The organism is Embleya sp. NPDC059237 (genome assembly GCF_042754105.1).
Classification (GTDB): Bacteria; Actinomycetota; Actinomycetes; order Streptomycetales; family Streptomycetaceae; genus Embleya.
The window spans coordinates 247650-265896 of sequence record NZ_JBHZAE010000009.1; the positions used below are offsets into that span (position 1 = coordinate 247650).

At 72.8% G+C, this 18247-nt stretch carries 17 protein-coding genes; 9 read left to right on the forward strand and 8 right to left on the reverse strand.

The genetic code is table 11. The features are described from left to right. Nucleotides 1-93 precede the first annotated feature (93 nt). A complete protein-coding gene (locus ACFXKZ_RS27730; protein WP_380003737.1) occupies nucleotides 94-1011 on the forward strand; it encodes an aminoglycoside phosphotransferase family protein in 918 nt (305 codons plus the stop codon). Here the strand turns inward: ACFXKZ_RS27730 and ACFXKZ_RS27735 are convergent. After that, nucleotides 1008-1676: an NUDIX domain-containing protein gene (locus ACFXKZ_RS27735; RefSeq protein ID WP_380003738.1), complete on the reverse strand. Its 669-nt coding sequence runs from the start codon at nucleotides 1674-1676 to the stop codon at nucleotides 1008-1010. The two genes, ACFXKZ_RS27730 and ACFXKZ_RS27735, sit on opposite strands and share 4 nt — an antisense overlap. A gap of 199 nt (nucleotides 1677-1875) precedes the next feature. Between ACFXKZ_RS27735 and ACFXKZ_RS27740 the strand changes: the two genes are divergently transcribed. The 4 genes from ACFXKZ_RS27740 to ACFXKZ_RS27755 all read left to right on the forward strand — a co-directional run bounded on the left by ACFXKZ_RS27740 (nucleotide 1876) and on the right by ACFXKZ_RS27755 (nucleotide 5172). Then, complete coding sequence (locus ACFXKZ_RS27740; protein WP_380003739.1) at nucleotides 1876-2481, forward strand: TetR/AcrR family transcriptional regulator; 606 nt, start codon at nucleotides 1876-1878, stop codon at nucleotides 2479-2481. Nucleotides 2482-2615: 134 nt separating this feature from the next. After that, entirely contained in the window at nucleotides 2616-2966 is a 351-nt protein-coding gene (locus ACFXKZ_RS27745) for a YciI family protein (RefSeq protein ID WP_380003740.1), read from the forward strand. A gap of 5 nt (nucleotides 2967-2971) precedes the next feature. Further along, nucleotides 2972-4264, forward strand: a complete 1293-nt coding sequence (locus ACFXKZ_RS27750; RefSeq protein WP_380003741.1) for an RNA polymerase sigma factor — start codon at nucleotides 2972-2974, stop codon at nucleotides 4262-4264. 119 nt (nucleotides 4265-4383) lie between these two features. Continuing rightward, nucleotides 4384-5172 carry a class I SAM-dependent methyltransferase gene (locus ACFXKZ_RS27755; protein WP_380003742.1) on the forward strand — a complete coding sequence of 263 codons (789 nt, stop codon included), beginning with the start codon at nucleotides 4384-4386 and terminating at the stop codon, nucleotides 5170-5172. A gap of 78 nt (nucleotides 5173-5250) precedes the next feature. Here the strand turns inward: ACFXKZ_RS27755 and ACFXKZ_RS27760 are convergent, their stop codons facing one another. The 4 genes from ACFXKZ_RS27760 to ACFXKZ_RS27775 all read right to left on the reverse strand — a co-directional run bounded on the left by ACFXKZ_RS27760 (nucleotide 5251) and on the right by ACFXKZ_RS27775 (nucleotide 7544). Beyond that, nucleotides 5251-5541, reverse strand: coding sequence for a type II toxin-antitoxin system RelE/ParE family toxin (locus ACFXKZ_RS27760; protein WP_380003743.1), 291 nt, complete (start codon nucleotides 5539-5541; stop codon nucleotides 5251-5253). Nucleotides 5542-5635: 94 nt separating this feature from the next. After that, nucleotides 5636-6361: a hypothetical protein gene (locus ACFXKZ_RS27765; protein ID WP_380003744.1), complete on the reverse strand. Its 726-nt coding sequence runs from the start codon at nucleotides 6359-6361 to the stop codon at nucleotides 5636-5638. A 4-nt stretch (nucleotides 6362-6365) separates the two neighbouring features. Further along, nucleotides 6366-6995 carry a TetR/AcrR family transcriptional regulator gene (locus ACFXKZ_RS27770; RefSeq protein ID WP_380003745.1) on the reverse strand — a complete coding sequence of 210 codons (630 nt, stop codon included), beginning with the start codon at nucleotides 6993-6995 and terminating at the stop codon, nucleotides 6366-6368. A 33-nt stretch (nucleotides 6996-7028) separates the two neighbouring features. Further along, complete coding sequence (locus tag ACFXKZ_RS27775) at nucleotides 7029-7544, reverse strand: MerR family transcriptional regulator (RefSeq protein ID WP_380003746.1); 516 nt, start codon at nucleotides 7542-7544, stop codon at nucleotides 7029-7031. Between the two features lie 178 nt (nucleotides 7545-7722). On the opposite strand from ACFXKZ_RS27775, the gene ACFXKZ_RS27780 reads away from it, so the two are divergent. The 4 genes from ACFXKZ_RS27780 to ACFXKZ_RS27795 all read left to right on the forward strand — a co-directional run bounded on the left by ACFXKZ_RS27780 (nucleotide 7723) and on the right by ACFXKZ_RS27795 (nucleotide 12096). After that, nucleotides 7723-8772: an aldo/keto reductase gene (locus ACFXKZ_RS27780; RefSeq protein WP_380003747.1), complete on the forward strand. Its 1050-nt coding sequence runs from the start codon at nucleotides 7723-7725 to the stop codon at nucleotides 8770-8772. 172 nt (nucleotides 8773-8944) lie between these two features. Next, complete coding sequence (locus ACFXKZ_RS27785; protein ID WP_380003890.1) at nucleotides 8945-10105, forward strand: ABC transporter substrate-binding protein; 1161 nt, start codon at nucleotides 8945-8947, stop codon at nucleotides 10103-10105. Between the two features lie 150 nt (nucleotides 10106-10255). After that, nucleotides 10256-11248: a FecCD family ABC transporter permease gene (locus tag ACFXKZ_RS27790; protein ID WP_380003892.1), complete on the forward strand. Its 993-nt coding sequence runs from the start codon at nucleotides 10256-10258 to the stop codon at nucleotides 11246-11248. A 32-nt stretch (nucleotides 11249-11280) separates the two neighbouring features. Further along, nucleotides 11281-12096, forward strand: a complete 816-nt coding sequence (locus ACFXKZ_RS27795) for an ABC transporter ATP-binding protein (protein ID WP_380003894.1) — start codon at nucleotides 11281-11283, stop codon at nucleotides 12094-12096. Here the strand turns inward: ACFXKZ_RS27795 and ACFXKZ_RS27800 are convergent. From ACFXKZ_RS27800 to ACFXKZ_RS27810, 3 genes are all read right to left on the reverse strand, one after another. Continuing rightward, complete coding sequence (locus ACFXKZ_RS27800; protein WP_380003748.1) at nucleotides 12076-13347, reverse strand: cytochrome P450; 1272 nt, start codon at nucleotides 13345-13347, stop codon at nucleotides 12076-12078. The two genes, ACFXKZ_RS27795 and ACFXKZ_RS27800, sit on opposite strands and share 21 nt — an antisense overlap. A 217-nt stretch (nucleotides 13348-13564) precedes the next feature. After that, nucleotides 13565-16468, reverse strand: a complete 2904-nt coding sequence (locus tag ACFXKZ_RS27805; protein WP_380003749.1) for a poly(A) polymerase — start codon at nucleotides 16466-16468, stop codon at nucleotides 13565-13567. After that, nucleotides 16468-18210, reverse strand: coding sequence for an RNA ligase family protein (locus ACFXKZ_RS27810; protein ID WP_380003750.1), 1743 nt, complete (start codon nucleotides 18208-18210; stop codon nucleotides 16468-16470). Before ACFXKZ_RS27810 ends, ACFXKZ_RS27805 begins: the two co-directional genes overlap by 1 nt. Nucleotides 18211-18247 lie beyond the last annotated feature (37 nt).

The window sequence follows — 18247 nt, forward strand, 5'->3', positions numbered from 1 at the left end:
ACGACATGCGTTGACGCCTGCCCGCGCCCCGGGCACCCCCGCGACTCCTTCGGACCCGCATGAAACCCGGATCTCACGAAGGAGACAACCGAAATGACCACGTCGACACCCCTCGACGTCCCCGACACGTTCGCCGCGGCGCACGGCGGGACCGCCGCCGGTCGAGCCTGGATCGCCGCACTGCCGACCCTGGCCGCCGACGTCATGGACCGCTGGTCCCTGCGTCCGGACGGCCCCGTCGCCCACGGCATGGCCGCCGTCGTGCTCCCGGTGACCCGCGCCGACGGTACGCCCGCCGTACTGCGGCTCCAGCAGGTCGCCGAGGACAACGCCGGCGTCGTGCCCGGCCTGCGGGCCTGGCGGGGCGACGGCATCGTGCGCCTGCTCGACCACGACCCGGACACCGACGCCCAACTCCTCGAACGCCTCGACGCGATGCGCACGTTGGCGGCGCTGCCCGAAGACGCCGTCGCCACGCAGACCCTCGCCGAGCTGATGGCCCGCCTGGTCGCGGTACCGGCGCCCGCCGGGATGCGCCGACTGGCCGACATCGCCGCGGCCATGCTCGACGACACCCCCCGCGCGGTGGCGGCGCTGGCCGACCCGACCGAACGCCGGCTCGTGCGCACCTGCGCGTCGGCCGTGGCCGAACTCGTCGACGAACCCGGCGATCGCCTGCTGCACTGGGACCTGCACTACGACAACGTCCTGGCCGGCGAGCGCGAGCCGTGGCTGGCCATCGATCCCGAACCACTGGCCGGCGACCCCGGCTTCGACCTGTGGCCGGCGCTGGACAGCCGCCTGTCCGAGGTCGTCGCGACGGGCGACGTGGCCCGCACGGTGTACCGCCGCTTCGACCGACTCACCGAGGTGGTCGGCCTGGACCGACAACGCGCCGTCGGCTGGACCCTCGGCCGGATCCTGCAGAACGCGCTGTGGGACGTCGAGGACGGCAACACCGCCCTCGATCCGGCCCAGGTCGCACTCGCCGAGGCCCTGCTGCGTCGTTAGACCGTGTCCTTCGGGCGGAACGGGCCGTCCAGGGCCGCCCATTGCAGCAGCATGATGGTCTTGGCGTCCACGATCCGACCGTCCCGGATCATCGCCAACGCCTCGGTGAACGGCAGTTCCAGGGTGTCGATGTCCTCGCCCTCGGCGGCGATCCCGCCGCCGAGGCCGGCGGCCGTGCCGGGGCCGTACGGGGCGGCGAAGAAGTGCACCCGCTCGGTGACCGAACCCGGGCTCATGTAGACGTCGAAGACGTGTTCGGGCGTACCGACGACGTGTCCGGTCTCCTCGGCCGCCTCGCGGCGGATGGCCTCCTCGGGGGCGTCGCCGTCGAGGAGGCCGGCGGCGGTCTCGATCAGGAAGCCGTCCGGGTGCTCGTTGACGTAGGCGGGCAGCCGGAACTGGCGGGTCAGCAACACCGTGCGCTGCTCCACGTCGTAGAGCAGGATCGTGGCGCCGTCGCCCCGGTCGTAGTTCTCGCGCTGCTCGCGGCTCCAGTGACCGTCGGCATGTCGGTAGTCGAAGGTGGTCTTGCGCAGCACATACCAGTCGCAGGACAACACCTCCACGTCGTGGATCCGCACCCTCGGGTTGCGGGTGAGGTCGCGGCCGTAGCGGTCGAGGCCGGTGCGACCGCGCCGGTCGGGGGTGTCGATGCCGTCGGTCATCGGGTGACCTTTCGTCTCGTGCGGTGGAGAGGAGTGAGGCGGGGCGTGGCGGGGCGTGGCGAGGAGTGAGGCCGGGCGTGGCGAGGTGGGTCCGGGTGGTCGGGTCGGGGTGCCAGGATGCCGGCCGGGCCTCGGGAGACGTGCGGTGGCATTCGCTGGCAGGGGGTTGCCGGGGGCCTTGTCTATAGTCGTTAGTGAGATGACTGACTCGGTGCAGAAGAAGAGCCGGAGCCGGGCCGACGGCAGGCCCGGCAAGCGGGAGCGGTTGGTCGCGGCGACCGCGCAGGTCGTGTATCGGCAGGGGGTCGAGCGGACCACACTGGCCGACATCGCCGCCGAGGCCGACGTGCCGGTGGGCAACGTCTACTACTACTTCCGGACCAAGGACCAACTCGTCGAGGCCGCGGTCGGCGACCACGAGCGGCGGCTGCGCGAACTGATCGCGGCCCTGGCCGAACTGCCCACTCCGCGCGAGCGGTTGCGTGCCCTGGTCGAGGGCTGGGTGGGGGAGCGCGATCTCGCGGTGCGGTACGGGTGTCCGTTCGGCACGCTGGTGTCGGAGTTGGACAAGCGCGAGGACGAACCGGCTCGGCTCGCCGCCGACGTCATGCGGCTGCTGCTGGACTGGGCCGGGGAACAGTTCCGGGCGATGGGGCGCGGGGACGACGCGCGTGAGCTGGCGATGGCCCTGGTCGGCGCGTACCAGGGCATGTCGTTGCTGACCAACACGCTCCGGGATCCGGAGATCATGGTCGTGCAGGGGGCGCGGCTGCTGGAGTGGATCGACGGGTTGGGCGAGGGGTAGCGCACGCGCCAGGGGCGGCGAGAAAAGTTTCGCCGGTCGTGTCGATCCGGCCGTCTCTCGTTCGTCGTCTTGGTGTGCGGCAGGCCGGCCCGGGCTGCCGGGCGGGACACCATCGGACAAAACGGAGTCGGACCATGAAATACATGTTGCTGATCCACAGCGGTGCGGTCGATGCGGAGGGCGGGGCCCCCGAGTGTGGCGTCGAGGAGTGGATGGCCTACGACAAGGAAGTCAAGGACGCGGGCATCTTCGTGTCCGGGGAGTCGTTGGCGGACCTGGTCACCGCGACCACGGTGCGGGTCGGCGAGGCCGGTGAGCGGATCGTGACCGACGGGCCGTTCGCGGAGTCCCGGGAGGTGCTGGGCGGGTTCTACGTGATCGACGTGCCCGATCTGGACGTCGCGCTGGACTGGGCCGCGCGGTGTCCCGGGGCGCGGCGCAGCGGCGCGATGGTGGTCCGGCCGATCGCCGACTTCTCGGTCTGACCGCGATGGACGAGCGAGCCGCCGGCCCCGACGAACCCGGGAGGGCGGGCGTGGACGCCTCGGTGGAATCGGTGTTCCGCGAGGAACGGGGCCGGTTGCTTGCCTCCCTCGCGCGCCGTTTCGGTGATCTGGACCTGGCCGAGGAGGTCGCCTCGGAGGCGATCGAGGCCGCGCTGGTGCACTGGCCGGTCGACGGCGTACCGACGCGCCCCGGCGCCTGGTTGTTGACCACCGCGCGGCGGCGGGCGGTGGACCGGCTGCGTCGGGACCGGACGTACGCCGCGCGACTGGCCGTGTTGCAGGTGGAGGCGGACCGGGCCGATCCGGCGCCCGCGGCCGATGCCGACGGCGAGTTGCCCGACGAGCGCCTCCAGCTGTTCTTCACCTGCGCGCATCCCGCCCTGCCCGCCGAGGACCGCGGGGCGCTGACGCTGCGTTGCCTGGCCGGGCTGACCACACCCGAGGTGGCCCGCGCGTACCTGGTGCCGACCGCGACCATGGCCCAGCGGATCGTCCGGGCGAAGAAGAAGATCCGCGAGGCCCGCATCCCGTTCCGGGTGCCCGGCGTCGACGAGCTGCCGGCCCGGTTGCCGGGGGTGCTCCAGGTGCTCTACTCGATCTTCACCGAGGGGTACGCGGCCAGTTCGGGGCCGACGTTGCAGCGGTCGGAACTCGCGGAGGAGGCGATCCGGCTGGCCCGGATCCTGCGCCGGCTGCTGCCCGCCGAACGGGAGCCGGCCGGGCTGCTCGGGCTGATGTTGCTGATCCACGCGCGCCGCGCGGCGCGGGTCGATGCAGCCGGGGCACTGGTGTTGTTGGCCGATCAGGACCGGGGGCGGTGGGATCGGGCGATGATCGAGGAGGGCCGGGAGCTGGTCCGGGTGGCGCTGACGGGTGGGCCGCCCGGGAGGTACGGGGTGCAGGCCGCAATCGCCGGGCTGCACGACGAGGCGGCGGATCCGACCACGACGGACTGGCCGCAGGTGGTGGCGCTGTACGACGTGTTGTTCGCGCTCACGCCGTCGCCGATCGTGGCGCTGAACCGGGCGGTGGCGGTGGCGATGCGGGACGGGCCGGAAGCGGGGTTGGCGCTGCTGGACGCGCTGGCGGACGAGCCGAGATTGCGGGGGCACCATCCGTATCCGGCGGCGCGGGCGGAGCTGTTGTACCGGTGCGGGCGGTTCGCCGAGGCGGCGGTGGCCTATCGGGAGGCGTTGGAGCAGGTGGGCACGGATCCGGAACGGGCGCATTTGTTGCGGGGACTGGCGGCGGCGGAGGCCGGTTCGCGGGACGGGTGAGCTTCGTCCGGCGCGGCTCGGGCGGGTGGCGGCGGCGCCGGCGCGATCATGGAGGCGCGGTCGGGCTCGGCCGTCCCGGGCGGGGATCGCCCCGGGTGGTCGTGGCGAGGGGTGCGGGCGTGGAGGATCGGGCCGAGCGGCTTGCGCGGGTGGCACGGGGCTGGGACGAGGCCGCGGAGGGGTACGACGCCTACTTCGTGCCCCGATTCGCGCCGTGGGTACGGGCGGCGGTGACCGCGGTCGGGTCGTTGCCGGACGGGCCGATCCTGGTGCCGTGTTGTGGCACGTTTCCCGAACTCGAACTGCTGACCGAGGACTTCGACGACCGGGAGATCGTCGGCATCGACCTCTCCCCGGGCATGGTGCGACTGGCTCGGGAACGGGTGGCCGGCCGGCCCGGCGTCACGGTCGTCGAAGGCGACGCCTCGACCCTGGACGCGCGGTGGTCGGGCCGGTGTGCGGCGATCGTGTCGGTGTTCGGGCTCCAGCAGTTGCCCGAGCCGGATCACGCGCTCGCATCGTGGGTCGGGGCGCTGCGTCCGGGCGGTCGGCTCGCGGTGGTCTTCTGGCCGGACGGGATCGAGGAGACCGGCCCGTTCGCGCTGCTCGGCGAGGTGATCCGGGCCCGGATGCCGGCGTCCGACCGCTCCTGGGAGGGGCGCCTGCTCGCCGCGATCACGGGGCGGGGCGCGACCATCGAGCGGGACGTGGACCTGGTGTACCCGATGTCCCACCCGGACGCGGCGGCCTTCTTCGACGCGTTCACCCGCTTCGGTCCGCTGCGCGCGTTGACCCTGGCCCGGGGCGAGGCGTTCATGGCCGAACTGCGCGAGGAGTTCCTGCGTCGGGCCGTGGCGGGGGAGTGGCATCACGAGCCGCGGGCGCGGATGTTGGTGGCGCGTCGCTGAGCCGGCTTCGGGTCGGTGGAGGTGCGGTGTTCCCCCCGTCCTGGGTCAGTCCTCGCCCGGCCCTCGGTCAGTCCTCGGTCAGTCCTCGGTGTCGCCGAGAAATTCCATGCCGTCGAGGACCGTCACCACGACGACGACCATGACGCCGCGCAGGACGCCGTACTCGATGAGCAGGGCCGGTGCCACCATCGCCTGGCGGGTGTCGTCGTCGGGGCCGATCGGGGCGGACGCCTTGGTGTACGGGTCGCGGGCGAGTACCTGGAGGGCCTTGGTGAGCTGCGCGCGCCGCTCGGGCGGCAGCGAGTCGCGGACGGCGGCGGCCGTCTCCGTGTACTCCACGCGGTACGGGCCGCTCGGATGAGCCTTCACGGCGCTCCCCTCCGTTGGCGTTCCGGTCCTGAGGGGACGGTAGCCGCCGGCCGACGCGCTGACCAGACCGGGGCGGGGTGGGTGGCGGCTCGGGTCAGCCTTCGGGTGCCTCGGGGCGCTGCGGACGGCTGCGGCGGCGGTACTGCTGGACGCCCTTGCGGTCGCGGACGGCGAGGCCTCGGGAGCGGAGATCGTCCAGGGCCTGCTCCGCCGCACCGGGGTGCTTGTCGGTCAGGGCACGCTTGCGGGTGCGCAGCAGGGCGTGCGCGGCTTCGTCCAGGTCGGGGGTGCCGTCGACCCAGGGGGTGAAGTCCGCCTCGCGCGGGTCGGTCGTACCGCGCCAGGGATAGGCGAAGCGGGTGAAGGCGTCGCGCAGGTGCTCGGCGGACAGGTCGCCGGCGCGGACCCGGATCAGCTCGGTCTCGGCGGCGTCGAGGGCGACCAGGTCCCGGCCGTCGGTGAACACGGCGTCGATCCGGTCCCGACGCACCTGGAGGCCGGCACCGTCCACGTGGATCGCGATGTGGTCGGCGGTCACCGTCACCACGGGGCTCTCCCGGTGTGCGACGGCCGCCATCCAGGCGCCGATCGCGGCGCCGAGCAGGGTCAGCGCCGGTACCGCCCACACCGTCGGCAGGCGCGCGGCCAGACGCAGCGGGGCGGGGGCCGAGCCGGTCAGATCCAGCAGGGCGCGTACCAGCGGCCCCACCCCGAATCCCGCGCCGAAGCCGAGCAGGGCGGCGCCGACGCCGATCAGCCACAGCCACAGCCGGGGCATTCGGATCGTGACGGCTTGTTTGTCGACCGCTGTCGCGTCCATGGTCTTACTTCGTCTCGCTTTCTCGTGTGTTGTTCGTCGGGTCGGGATTCGGCTCCGGGGCCAGGTAGCGGGCAACGGTGCGGCGCAGGGCCGGTGTCGCGTCGCGGTCGGGGTGGGCGCCCAGGTAGACCGCGTCGACCAGGTTCCGGATCCAGCCGGCCGCCTCGGCCGGGTCGAGTGCGGCGTCGATGGTGCCGTCGGCGATGCCACGGGTGATCAGGCCGACCAGGCCCTCCTGGATCACGGCTTCAGTGCGGGCGATCACCTCGACCAGTTCGGGGTCCCGGTCGACCTGGCGCAGCAGTTCGACGAGGATGCCGGCCGCGTGCGGGTCCCGGGCGTCGGCGGCGAGGTCGGTGACCAGGTCGACGATCGCTTCCGCGGGGTGCGCGGCGCCGGCGTGGCGGTCCATCAGCGTGCGCGAGAGGGGCAGGTCGCGTTCGAAGACGGCCCGGAAGACGGCGCGTTTGTCGGGGAAGTAGTAGAAGACGCTCGCCGCGCTCATCCCGGCGGCCCGGGCGATGTCGGCCACGGTGGTCGCCTCGAACCCCTGCTCCGCGAAGCGCGCGGCGGCGGCGACGGCGATCGTTTCGCGCCGCTGGGCGACTCGTTCGGGGTCCGTGGTGCGGGCCACGGGATCGCCGCCTTTCCATGACTGATCGGTCAGTCAAAGAATAGCATCGGTGTTGCCTTCGGCTTCTGCCGGCTCGGATTCGGATTCGGAGTCGAAGTGGGATTCGGATTCGGCGAGGTAGTCCTCGTAGACGCCGATCTTGTAGCCGATCAGGTCCATGCACTGGTGCAGTTGGGCGATCTGGCCGGCGATTCGGGACTTGTGCTCGCGGAGGATGGCCAGGCGTTCGCGTTCGGTGCCCTCGCCGGCGCGGGCCAGCTCGGTGTAGTGGCGGATGGCCGGGATGGGCATGCCGGAGCCGCGCAGGACGATGCACATGTTCAGCCAGGCGACGTCGTGTTCGGCGTAGCGGCGGCGTCCGCCCGGGCCGCGCCGGACCGGGTTGGCCAGGATGCCCTCGCGTTCGTAGAAGCGCAGGGTGTCGATGGTCAGGCCGGTACGGGCGGCGACCTCGCCGATGCTCAGGTCGCCGGTGGTGTCCGGGGCGTCGCCGCCCGGGTGTTCGGCCGGCCGGTCGCGCGTGGGGTTGTTCCCGGGGTTCTCCGTCACGTGCCTCAGGATGGGGCTTGACCTGGAGTCGGGTCCAGCTCATAGATTTCCGGGCACCGGAGCGGGCCTCGCGCCGGCCCGCCGAGGGGCGGGTCGGGCCGTACGAGCGTGCCCGCCACCGGGTATCACCGGCAGTCGGGGGACCCCGGCCGGGAACCCAGGAACAAGGAGCACGACCATGCGATACCGCCCGCTCGGCCGCACCGGGATGCACGTCAGCGTGCAGGCGCTCGGCACGATGATGTTCGGCGCGGTGGGCAACCCCGATCACGACGACTGCGTCCGGATCGTGCACGCCGCGCTGGACCAGGGCATCAACTTCGTGGACACGGCCGACATGTACTCGGCCGGCGAGAGCGAGGAGATCGTCGGCAAGGCGCTGCGCGGTCGCCGCGACGACGTGGTGCTGGCCACCAAGGGGCACTTTCCGATGGGCGAAGGTGTCAATCGTGGCGGCAACTCGCGGCGTTGGATCCTGACCGCGGTCGAGGACAGCCTGCGTCGGCTCGGGACGGATCGCATCGACCTCTACCAGATCCACCGCCCCGACGACTCGACCGACATCGAGGAGACCCTGGCCGTCCTGACCGATCTGGTCCGGCAGGGCAAGATCCGGGCCTTCGGCTGCTCGACGTTCCCCGCCGAGGACGTGGTCGAGGCGTATCACGTGGCGGAGCGGCGTGGGCTGTACCGGTTCCGGACCGAGCAGCCGCCGTATTCGATCCTGGCTCGGGGCATCGAGGCGTCGCTGCTCCCGGTGTGCGAGCGGTTGGGCATGGGCGTACTGACCTGGGGTCCGCTCGCCTCCGGGTTCCTCACCGGCCGCTATCGCAAGGACGCGCCGATCGACCTGACCTCGGGTCGGGCCCGGCTCAACCCCGGACGGTTCGATCCGACCCTGCCGGTGAACGTCACCAAGCTCGACATCGTCGAGCGACTGGTCGAGCTGGCCGGGGAGATCGGCTGCACGCTGCCGGAGCTGGCGGTGGCGTTCCCGACCGCGCACCCGGCGGTGACCTCGGTCGTCATCGGGCCGCGCACCATGGAGCAGGCGATGGCGGCGATCAAGGGCGCCTCGCTGGTGCTGGACGACGCGACGCTGGACCGGATCGACGAGATCGTGCCGCCGGGGACGAACGTCTACCACCCGGACGGCGCGTGGACCCATCCGGCGGTGGCCCGCAGTGAGCTGCGGCGGCGGGCGGTGGCGGAGCGGGCGGCGGGGTGACGCGTGTCGGCGCCGAACTCGCTCTCTTCGGTGCCGCACCCCGGTTCTCTTCGGTGTCGAACCCGCTCACCTCGGGAACTTCCCGGGCGTCCCGCCCGACTGACTCCCCGGGTCCGCCTTCGCGGACCGCCTGACGGTACTTCCGGGGAGCGAATCTGTGCGGGCGAGCAAAGTGTGCGGCGTGGCCGCCGTGGTGGCGTTGTTCGCGGCGGGGTGTGGCGGTGACTCCGACAAGACGGCCGAGGTGGTGTCGGGGGCGTCCGCCTCGGCGGCACGGTCGGGCGACGCCGGGTCGGCCGGGTTCCCGGTGAAGGTGACCGACTGCGCCGGGGCCGAGACGACGTTCACCGCGGCGCCGAAGAAGGTGGTCACGAGCAATGCGTCCAGCCTGGAGATGTTGTTCTGGCTCGGCGCGGGCGATCGTGTGGTGGGTACCGGTTTCCCGCCGGGCAAGGGCACCATGCCCGCACCGTTCGCCGCGCAGGCCGAACGGGTCGAGGTGCTCGGCGACATGGTCATCCCCAAGGAGAAACTGCTCGCCTCGGGCGCCGACTTGTACATCGACACCTTCGCCGACATGAGCGGTATGGGGGCGATGGGCTCCGGGCCGTCGCCGAAGGAGTTCGCGGCGGCCGGGATCAAGCACATCTACCTCAAGTCCACCGCGTGTGCGAGTAAACGTGCGGGCGCGCAGGAGGATCTGACCGAGGTCGAGGCCGACATCCGGCAACTCGGCGCGGTCACCGGCACTTCGGCCCGGGCGGAGGAACTGGTCGCGGGCATGCGGCAGACCGTCGGCACGGTTCGCGGCGCGCTCGCCGGCCTGCCGCAGGATCGGCGGCCGACGTACTTCTTCTTCGACTTCGACGCCGGGACCAAGCAGCCGATCGCGGTCTGCGGAAAGCAGGTCGCCAACGCGGTGATCACCCAGGCGGGCGCGCGCAACGTATTCGCCGACTGTGCCGGCGACTTCAAGCCGGTGTCCTGGGAGGACGTGGTCGGAAGGAACCCGGAGTGGATCCAGCTCGGCGTGCGGGACAAGGGCAGCGCGGAGGCCAACGCGAAGGCGTTCGACGAGGCGGAACGTTTCCTGCGCACGTTCGATGCGACGAAGGGGCTGCCGGCGGTCAGGGACGGGAAGTTCGTCCGGGTCGGGTCGGAGCGGACGACGATCGCGGGGGTGCGGAACGCGGGCACGGTGCGGGAGATCGCGGGCCGGATTCATCCGGATCTGGTCGAGCCGGGGGCGGGGGCCGCGCCCGGGGCGGGGTCCGGGGCCGGGCCCGGGACGGCTGCCCCTTCGGCTTCCGCTTCCGCGCCGGCTGCGGGGTAGGCGCGGGTGCGTTCGGTGTCCGAGCTGCGGAATCGCCGTCGTGCGGGTGAGGGTGTCGTTCCGCCGGGGTCCGCCGATGCCGCCGGCTCCGGCCGTGCGGGTGATTCGGCCGGTCCGGCGGGTACGGCCCGTACGGCGTGGGTCGTTGCGGTGCTGGCGGTGTTGCTGGTCGTCGCGTTGACGTCGGCGGTGTCGTTCGGGTCGGTGGACATCCCGATCGGCGAGGTGTGGTCGGTGGTCGGGCGGCGGTTGCGGGGTGAGCCGCCGCAGGCCGGTACGCGGGACTTGATCGTGTGGCAACTCCGACTGCCACGCGCCCTGTTGGCCGCCGTGGTGGGCGCGGGCCTTGGCCTGGTCGGCGCCGCCGTGCAGGCCCTGGTGCGCAATCCGTTGGCCGATCCGTACCTGCTCGGCGTCTCCTCCGGCGCCTCGCTGGGCGCGATCGCGGTGATCGTGCTCGGGGCGGGCACGGGCGGTGTGCTCGGCTGGGGCCTGTCCGCCTCGGCCTTCGCCGGCGCACTGGCGGCCTTCGCGCTGGTGTGGGTGCTGGCCCGGCGCGGCGGCGGATTCTCCCCGTTGCGCCTGGTGTTGGCCGGGATCGGCGTGGGCCAGTTCCTGTCCGGGTTCACCAGCTTCCTGGTCCTGCAGGCGGGCGACGAACAGCAGACGCGCGGCGTGCTGTTTTGGCTGATGGGCAGTCTGAGCGGCGCCCAGTGGGAGCAGTTGGCGCTGCCGACGGCCGCCGTCGGGCTCGGCCTGCTCGTGCTCCAAGCCCGCGCCCGCGCGTTGAACGCGCTCCTGATGGGCGACGAGACGGCCGCCGGGCTGGGTGTGGACGTGGCCCGGTTGCGGCGCGAACTGTTCGCGGTGACCAGCGTGTTGACCGGGGTGCTGGTCTCGGTGTCGGGGGCGATCGGCTTCGTCGGGCTGATGGTCCCGCACGTGTGCCGGTTGCTGATCGGCGGCGATCATCGTCGGTTGTTGCCGGTGTCGGCGCTGTTCGGCGCGGTGTTGCTGGTCGCGGTCGACACCCTGGCCCGAACCGCGATCGGTACTCAGGAGTTGCCGATCGGTGTGGTCACGGCCGTGATCGGCGCACCGGTGCTGCTGCTCCTGCTCGACCGACGGTTGGAGACCCGATGAGTGGCGAGGCGACGGCCGCCGCCGACGACGCGATGCGGATCACCGTCGAGGACCTGCGGGTCGTGCTGGCCGGGCGGGACATCCTGGCCGGTGTCGAACTGATCGCCGCCGCCGGGGAGATCACCGGTTTGGTCGGACCCAACGGCAGCGGAAAGTCCACCCTGCTGCGCACGGTCTACCGCCACCTGAAGCCGCAGGGCGGCCGGGTCCTGCTGGGCGAGCGCGACCTGCGGTCGATGACTCCGGCCGCGGCGGCCCGGCACGTGGCGGCACTGCCGCAGGAGCGGGAGAGCGACTTCGAGTTCACGGTGCGCGAGGTGGTTGCAATGGGCCGTACCCCGTACCAGAAGGCGTTCGCGGGGGACAGCGCCGCCGACCGCGCGGCGGTACTGATCGCGCTGGTGCAAACCGGCGTTGAGGAGCACCAGGGCCGCCGGTTCGCCACCCTGTCCGGCGGCGAACGCCAACGGGTGCTGCTGGCGCGGGCGTTGGCCCAGGAGCCGGATGTCCTGGTCCTGGACGAACCCACCAACCACCTGGACGTACGCCATCAGGTCGAACTCCTCACCCTCCTCCGGGCCCAGGACCGCACGACGCTGATCGCCCTGCACGACCTCAACGCGGCGGCCTCGGTCTGCGACCGCCTGCACGTGCTGCACGAGGGCCGGGTCCGCGCGTCGGGCACCCCGAGGGAGGTGCTGACCCCGGCCCTGCTGGCCGAGGTCTTCGGCATCAGGGCGGCCGTCCTGGACCACCCCTTGACGGGTGACCTCCTGATCGCCGTCGACCACCGGACCACGGCCCCGCCGGCGGCGATGACGGTCGAATCACCCGGCCTGCGCCGGTGACACCGGCGTGGGGGTGATGTGCAGGTGGGCGGGGCCGTTGACCAGGAGGGAGGGGACCGGGGGCGGGGGGAGCTCCGGGTGGGTCAGGGCCAGGTGGGGCAGGCGGTCGAACAACGTGGTCAGGGCCACTTCGGCTTCCAGGCGGGCCAGGTGGGCGCCCAGGCAGTAGTGCGGGCCGTGGCCGAAGGCCAGGTGGGACTTGTCGGCGCGGGTGGGGTCGAAGGTGTCGGGAGCGTTCGGATGCACGGCGGGGTCCCGGCCGGCGGCGGCGAAGCCGATGATGATCGGGTCGCCCCGGGGGATGGTGACTCCCTCGCCCAGGTCGATGTCCTCGATCGCGTAGCGCATGGGGAGGAACATGACCGGGCCGTTGTGGCGCAGGGTTTCCTCGATGATGTCGTCCCAGTCGATGGTCTTCGCCCGGAGCCGGTCCAGGTGTTCGGGGTGGGAGAGCAGCGCGTACAGGGCGCTGGTGATCAGGTTCACCGAGGTTTCGTAGCCGGCGCCGAGCATCAGGAAGAGTGAGTCGAGCAGTTCCTGACGAACGGGTGGGGTCGTGCCGGTGGTGGCGCCGGCGGTCCGGTCCTGTGTTGTGGCCAGGAGGTCGGTGGTCACGTCGAGGCCGGGGTTGCGTTGTTTGTGGTCCAGCAACTCGTTCAATCCGGCCTGGAGTTCGACCTGGTAGGCGATTGCCGTGGCGGCGTCGGCCGCGGTGTCCAGGATCGCGTCGATCGCGGCACCGAGGGTGCGGCGCATGGTGTCGGGCACGCCCAGCAGGTCGCAGATGACCGTCATGGTCAGCGGCAGGGACAACGTGCTGCGGATGTCGACGCTTTCCCCGGGCGGGACCGCGGCGATGGCCTCGACCAGGCGATCCGCGGTCGCCTGGACCTGTGGCCGCATACGTTGCACGCGGCGCGGCGCGAACGACGGGGCGACGTGGGCGCGTCGTCGGCGATGGTCCTCGCCGTATCTGTTGACGAAGCCCTGCTGGAGCGCGACCGGCGCGAGTGGCCATCCGGCGGGTACGTCGGCCAGTCCCGGCCAGTGCCGACGGAAGTCGCGGGAGACTCGGGGGTCGAGCGTCAGCGCCTGGATGACGCTGTGCCGGGTGATGGCCCAGGCTTTCACGCCGCCCGGGAGTTCGATCAGCACGGCCGGGCCCCGCGCGCGCAGCGCGGCGGCTTCGGCGTGTGCGGCTCGGGCGGTGGGGTCGAGAACGGGGCATCGATGAACGGGCTCTGCCGACATGCCTGGCTCCCTTCGCGGGGAACGTCCGGGATCACCGCCGGGCCGAGTGGCACTTGGTGAAGCGGAGTTCGCGAAGCGGAGTTCGCCAAGCACACCGAATCCCCCCGGCGGTGCGTTCCTCTCTCTTCTACGCCTCGCGGCGAGGTATGACAACCGTGCGAAGGCATCGAATCGGTGCGAAACCGGCGGGAGCGATGGCGAGCGGGGCGGCCGGGAATCAGGTGAGGGTCGGGATCGCGCCGCCGTCGGTGTGGGTGAGGGCGACGCCCGGCAGGGAACGGGTCCAGCGGTCGGTGCACTTGGCGAGGTCTGCGGCGGTGGGCGGGGCGGCGCCGAGGCCGATGGCGTAGCGGGTGCCGGCGTCGAAGGGGCGGGGCCAGGCGTGGGCGTCCCGGATACCGGCCTCCTCAAGGAGTTTGAGCAACGAGCGCACGCGGCCCCGGAGTCGTCCGGTCGTCGCGGCGAACTCGTCGGGAGAGGGGGGACGTACGGTCAGGACCAGCCAGGCCGCGTGACGGCGGTGCAGCGGGGGTGGTTCGGTTGCCTCGGACCACGGGTCGGTGCCCTCGGACTCCGCGGCGGTCAGGATCTCCCACGCGCGGTACAGCTCGTCGGTCAGGAGGTCGCGACCGCCGGAGGCCACCTGTTCGGTGCAGGAGCGCACCGGGTGACTCGGTGTCAGGATCGACATTGGTGCTTCGGCGCGGGCGGTGGTGGTGGGTTCCGGGTGGGCGCCGCGGTGGGAGAGGCTTACCGGGGTGCGCCAGTCCCATGCGGCCCAGCCGGCGAAGAAGTCTCGGAGCAGGTCGCCCTCGGTGGCGTCGGGTGCGGCGTCGATGGTGGTTCGGGCGGCGAGTATCGACCAGGCCACGCCCGGGAGTCCGCCGAAGGGGGCGGAGTCCAGGCCGCGTGCGTGCGCCCAGGCTTTGACCTGCCGGGACAGTACGGCGAACCTCGCGTGTGCCGCGCCGACCGCGCTCAGGATCGCGTCGGCGTCGGTGACCGCGCTCAGCGCGACGGCGGCCGGTTCGGCGAGTTCGGCGCGGCGGTCCACCGCGTCGGCGGGCGGGATTCGTCCGGTGCCGACCAGTACGAGGTCGGTGGCCATGTCGCCGACGCTCAGGCGCAGTCCGGGTACGCGGGCGCCGACCACGGGACGGATGCCGTCGGCCTCGGGCAGGGCGGTGGCGACCCGGGCCGCCACCTCGCCGAGGTCGATCGTGCCGGGCAGGGCCAGGACGAGGTCCAGGTCCGCGTCGGGGGCGGCGCAGGCCATCCGCCGGGAGCCGACCACGGACACCACGCCCTCGTCCAACGCCCCCGCGATGCGGCGAGCGATCCGCCGCGCGTGCGCGTCCCGTTCCGGGTCGGTGGGGAGGGACGGCCCGTGGGTGTCGGCTTTGTGGTCGGGGTGTTCCGGTAGCCACCTCAGGGTTCCCGTGCCCAGGGTCAGAACGGCCCTGGGTCGCATCGGCTCGTCGCCGCGGCGGGAGAGGAGGACCAGGGTGTCGACCCGGGTGGACGTCGGGCTCAGGTGGGCCGCGCATGTGGCCGCCGTCTGGTGGGGGTTGTCGCTGCGGCCCAGGGTCAGGTGCGGGGTGTAGGGCCTGCCGTGCGCGTGGCAGTTGGGGAAGTGGCGGGCGAAGGTCCGGTGGAGATGCGTCCACGCGTCCTCGTCGGCCGCCGCCGGGTCGAGCCAGACGGTGGCGTCCTCGCGGTGGCCGAAGGTGTGTACGCCGGACAACTGTGCCACGAATGGGGCGACTTGCGCTGCCGCGGCGGTGAGCAGCGGGGCGGCGCGGGTGAAGGCGGCCTCCGGGACGAAGCCGAAGAGGATGTTGACGTGCGGCGGCCAGCGGTCCACCTGCGGGTCGTGGGCGCGGCGGAGGGCCTGGAGGTCCGGCCACAGGTGCTTCGGGGGCAGCCAGGCCAGTGCGGTGCGTGCCGTCGGGGCCGCGTCGAGGACGGCGGTGCGGGTGTCGGCGCCGGTCACGAGGTCGGCCCGGACACCGAAGTGGTCGGAGATGTACAGGCCGTCGGGGTCGGCCTCGTCGCCTTGGAGCACGGCCGTTTCGGTGCGCCAGGTGCCCGTGCGGAGCAGGATTCGGTCCAGGCGTGCGGCGCGGCCGGTGCGGGAGCCGATGGCCGCGAGCGGGTTGACGCCCGGGTCGAAGGTGGGCGTGTGGTCGTCGGGGCCGTGTACCTGCGTCCACGCGTCGGTCAGCCCGAGCGCGGCGGCGGGGCCGGTCGGGCCGGCGGCGCCGTCGTTGAAGTCGCCGACCACGACCAGGTCGTCCGGTACGCCCGCGAACCCGTCGGCGAGCGCGGCGAGTTCGACGCGGCGGCGACCGGGCCCGTCCTGGGCGTGGTCGCTGGTCAGGTGGGTGACGGCGACGACCAGCGGCGTGGCGCCGGTGTCCACGGTGATCGCCGCCACGGCCTTGAACGGGCCCAGTACGTGTCGTCCGGCCTCGCGCACCGGCAGTCGGCTGAGCAGGACCAGTCCGCTGTCGGCGATGTCCCGGCCGGCGGGATCGGTGTCCATCGTGTACGCCGCGCGCAGCCACGGCTCGGCGGTGAGCAGCGCGATCAGGTCGGGTTCGACCTCTTGGAGCGCGATCACGTCCGCGTCGGCCGCCGCCAGCGCGGTGAGCAGGCGTGGTCGGCGGCGGGCGGTGTCGATGCGGTCGGCGTCGTAGCGGTCCCAGAGGGTGTTCCAGGTCAGCACACGGATGCGGGCGGGGGCACCGGGATTGGGCGCGGCTGTTGATGTCGCCGGGATTGTCGGTGCGGGCACGGGCAGCCAGCGGCCCTTGGCCGGGTCGAACGCGTACGGTTCGCGTGCGGTGAAGAAGGGTGCGCGCAGGCGGCGCGGGTCGTGTGCGCGGCCGACGGTGCAGGTGTCGATCCGGTCCACACGTTCGGCCCGATCCCACACCACCTCGCCGTCCGCCTCGATGCGCAACACCCGATGCCACGGGATGTCCCCGCCGGGGACGAACGCGGGCAGCGCGATGCGTTTCGGCTCGGCGCCGCGCCGGCTGACCGCCAGGACGAAGCGGGCCGGGTCGAATCGGGGATCCCAGCGCACCCGGTGGTAGATCTCCTCGCTGGTACGCATCACGCCTCCTCCGCGTCCAGGGAGCCGGCGACGTCGTCGACGGTGCCGCCGGCACCGATGTACCGGGTCCGGCTCGCCTGTCCGGGGTAGGGCGGGGCGAACCGGCGTCCCTGCGCGGCGAGTACGGCCGGCGGGATCGGGTGTTCGCGCGTGGCGTTGCGAGCGGTCAGCTCGTCCTCGCCGACCAGCACGATGGTGTGTGTGGTCAGCGCGTTGCGGCGGTGCGCGATGGCGGACACCGCGGTCCGTTGCGGGCCGGTGAGCGAGGTGGCGTCCCAGACCACCGTACCCCCGGCGGCGAGCGCGGCGTCGAGGCGATCCAGACCCTCGCGCAACACGTCGCCGTTGGCCCGCTGGTCGGCCCGGGCGCCGCGGGCCTCGCGCAGGTCGTCGAGGGCGATGTGGGCGGCGACGTCGGGGAGTCGGCGGGCGTAGGTGCTCTTGCCGCTGCCCGAGCGGCCGATCAGATGCACCAGCCGGGGGAAGTCCCCGGACCAGTGCCGGCGGGTCGCCTCGGGTGGCATGGTCCAGCCCTTGGCGTGGGCGTCGCGCAGTTCGGCCCAGCAGCGGTCGGCCACGTCCGGCGGCAGGTCGGCGAACGCGGCGCGGGCCCGGGCCCGCAGCGGCGCCAGGGGGGCCTCGTCGCTGAGGCCGGCGTCGGCGGCGAGCAGGGTCGACCACTCGACCCGCTCGTATTCCGCGGCGGCGTCCGCCGGGGCGGTGTCGGGGTCGGTCCGGGCGGCTGCCACGGCGCCGGCGACCGCGTGCAGCACGCCCAGGTCGGCGGCGACCGCCAACCTGGCCAGCCCGCGCGGGCGTTCGTCGTCCGGGAACGGGCGGCGCAGCAGGGCCTGGAGGCCGACCAGGTCGGCGATCCGGCGGGCCGCGGGCATGCCGAGCGCCGATGCCGATTCGGCGGCGAGCGCGGCGCGGGGCTCGGTGTGCAGGGCGGCGGCGAGTACGCCGGTCAGTCGCGCGTCGCCGGAGCGGCCCAGGACGTCGACGCGGGCGCAGGCGTCGGCCGCCAACTCGACGATGGTGGGGGTGGGTTCGTCCCGACCCAGGAGGCGGAACAGGGCGGGGAGGTCGGGCTCGGCGCCGGAACGCACGTCCCAGAGCGCGGCGTTCGGGCCGAGGCCGTTGGGGATCACGGCGGCGTGCATCCAGTGTGTGTCGGTCTGCACGTGGCCGCGGCGCACCCACTTGGCCACCCGGCGGCCGAACTCGGCGCGGGGGAAACCCTCGACGGAGCGTACGACGAAGCCCTCCTGCCGCGCGGGGTCGAGCCGGATCGCACGCAACGCGCGTTCGTCGAACACGCCGCGCCACAACACCGGCGGGGTCGGTATGCCCAGACGGCGCAGGAAACGCGTGCTCTCGTCCCAGCCCAGGCAGTCGTCGCCGGCCCAGACCGAGAAGCCGTAGAACCAACTCGCCAGCGTGTCGTAGCCGATCGAGTGGTGTGCGTACATGTTCTCCCCGCACACCCGCCACCCGGCCGGGATCCGCGCGCCGATCCGGCCCTGGAGTCCCTTGACCCAGGTGCGGGAGGGGTGGTGCTGCGAGTCGAGCGAGCGCGCGTGGAGCCCGTCGGAGTAGAGCGTGGTGTTCTCGCCGTCGAGCTTCTCGGTGACCACGACCTCGAGGCCGCGGAGCGCGGACAGATCGCCCGACCGGATGTCGTCGGCGCCGGCGCCCGGGGACCAGGGGACGTGCGGGGTGCGGGGATAGTGCGTACGCATGTCCCCTCCGCTTCTGATCTCCGGGCCCGATCCGGTC

Excerpts from the sequence above, each read along its gene's own strand:
- ACFXKZ_RS27735 (WP_380003738.1), bottom strand. The coding sequence starts at position 1,676 with ATGACCGACGGCATCGACACCCCCGACCGGCGCGGTCGCACCGGCCTC.
- ACFXKZ_RS27740 (WP_380003739.1), top strand. The coding sequence starts at position 1,876 with ATGACTGACTCGGTGCAGAAGAAGAGCCGGAGCCGGGCCGACGGCAGG.
- ACFXKZ_RS27765 (WP_380003744.1), bottom strand. The coding sequence starts at position 6,361 with ATGGACGCGACAGCGGTCGACAAACAAGCCGTCACGATCCGAATGCCC.
- ACFXKZ_RS27750 (WP_380003741.1), top strand. The coding sequence starts at position 2,972 with ATGGACGAGCGAGCCGCCGGCCCCGACGAACCCGGGAGGGCGGGCGTG.
- ACFXKZ_RS27780 (WP_380003747.1), top strand. The coding sequence starts at position 7,723 with ATGCGATACCGCCCGCTCGGCCGCACCGGGATGCACGTCAGCGTGCAG.
- ACFXKZ_RS27805 (WP_380003749.1), bottom strand. The coding sequence starts at position 16,468 with ATGCGTACCAGCGAGGAGATCTACCACCGGGTGCGCTGGGATCCCCGA.
- ACFXKZ_RS27810 (WP_380003750.1), bottom strand. The coding sequence starts at position 18,210 with ATGCGTACGCACTATCCCCGCACCCCGCACGTCCCCTGGTCCCCGGGC.
- ACFXKZ_RS27730 (WP_380003737.1), top strand. The coding sequence starts at position 94 with ATGACCACGTCGACACCCCTCGACGTCCCCGACACGTTCGCCGCGGCG.
- ACFXKZ_RS27795 (WP_380003894.1), top strand. The coding sequence starts at position 11,281 with ATGCGGATCACCGTCGAGGACCTGCGGGTCGTGCTGGCCGGGCGGGAC.
- ACFXKZ_RS27745 (WP_380003740.1), top strand. The coding sequence starts at position 2,616 with ATGAAATACATGTTGCTGATCCACAGCGGTGCGGTCGATGCGGAGGGC.
- ACFXKZ_RS27800 (WP_380003748.1), bottom strand. The coding sequence starts at position 13,347 with ATGTCGGCAGAGCCCGTTCATCGATGCCCCGTTCTCGACCCCACCGCC.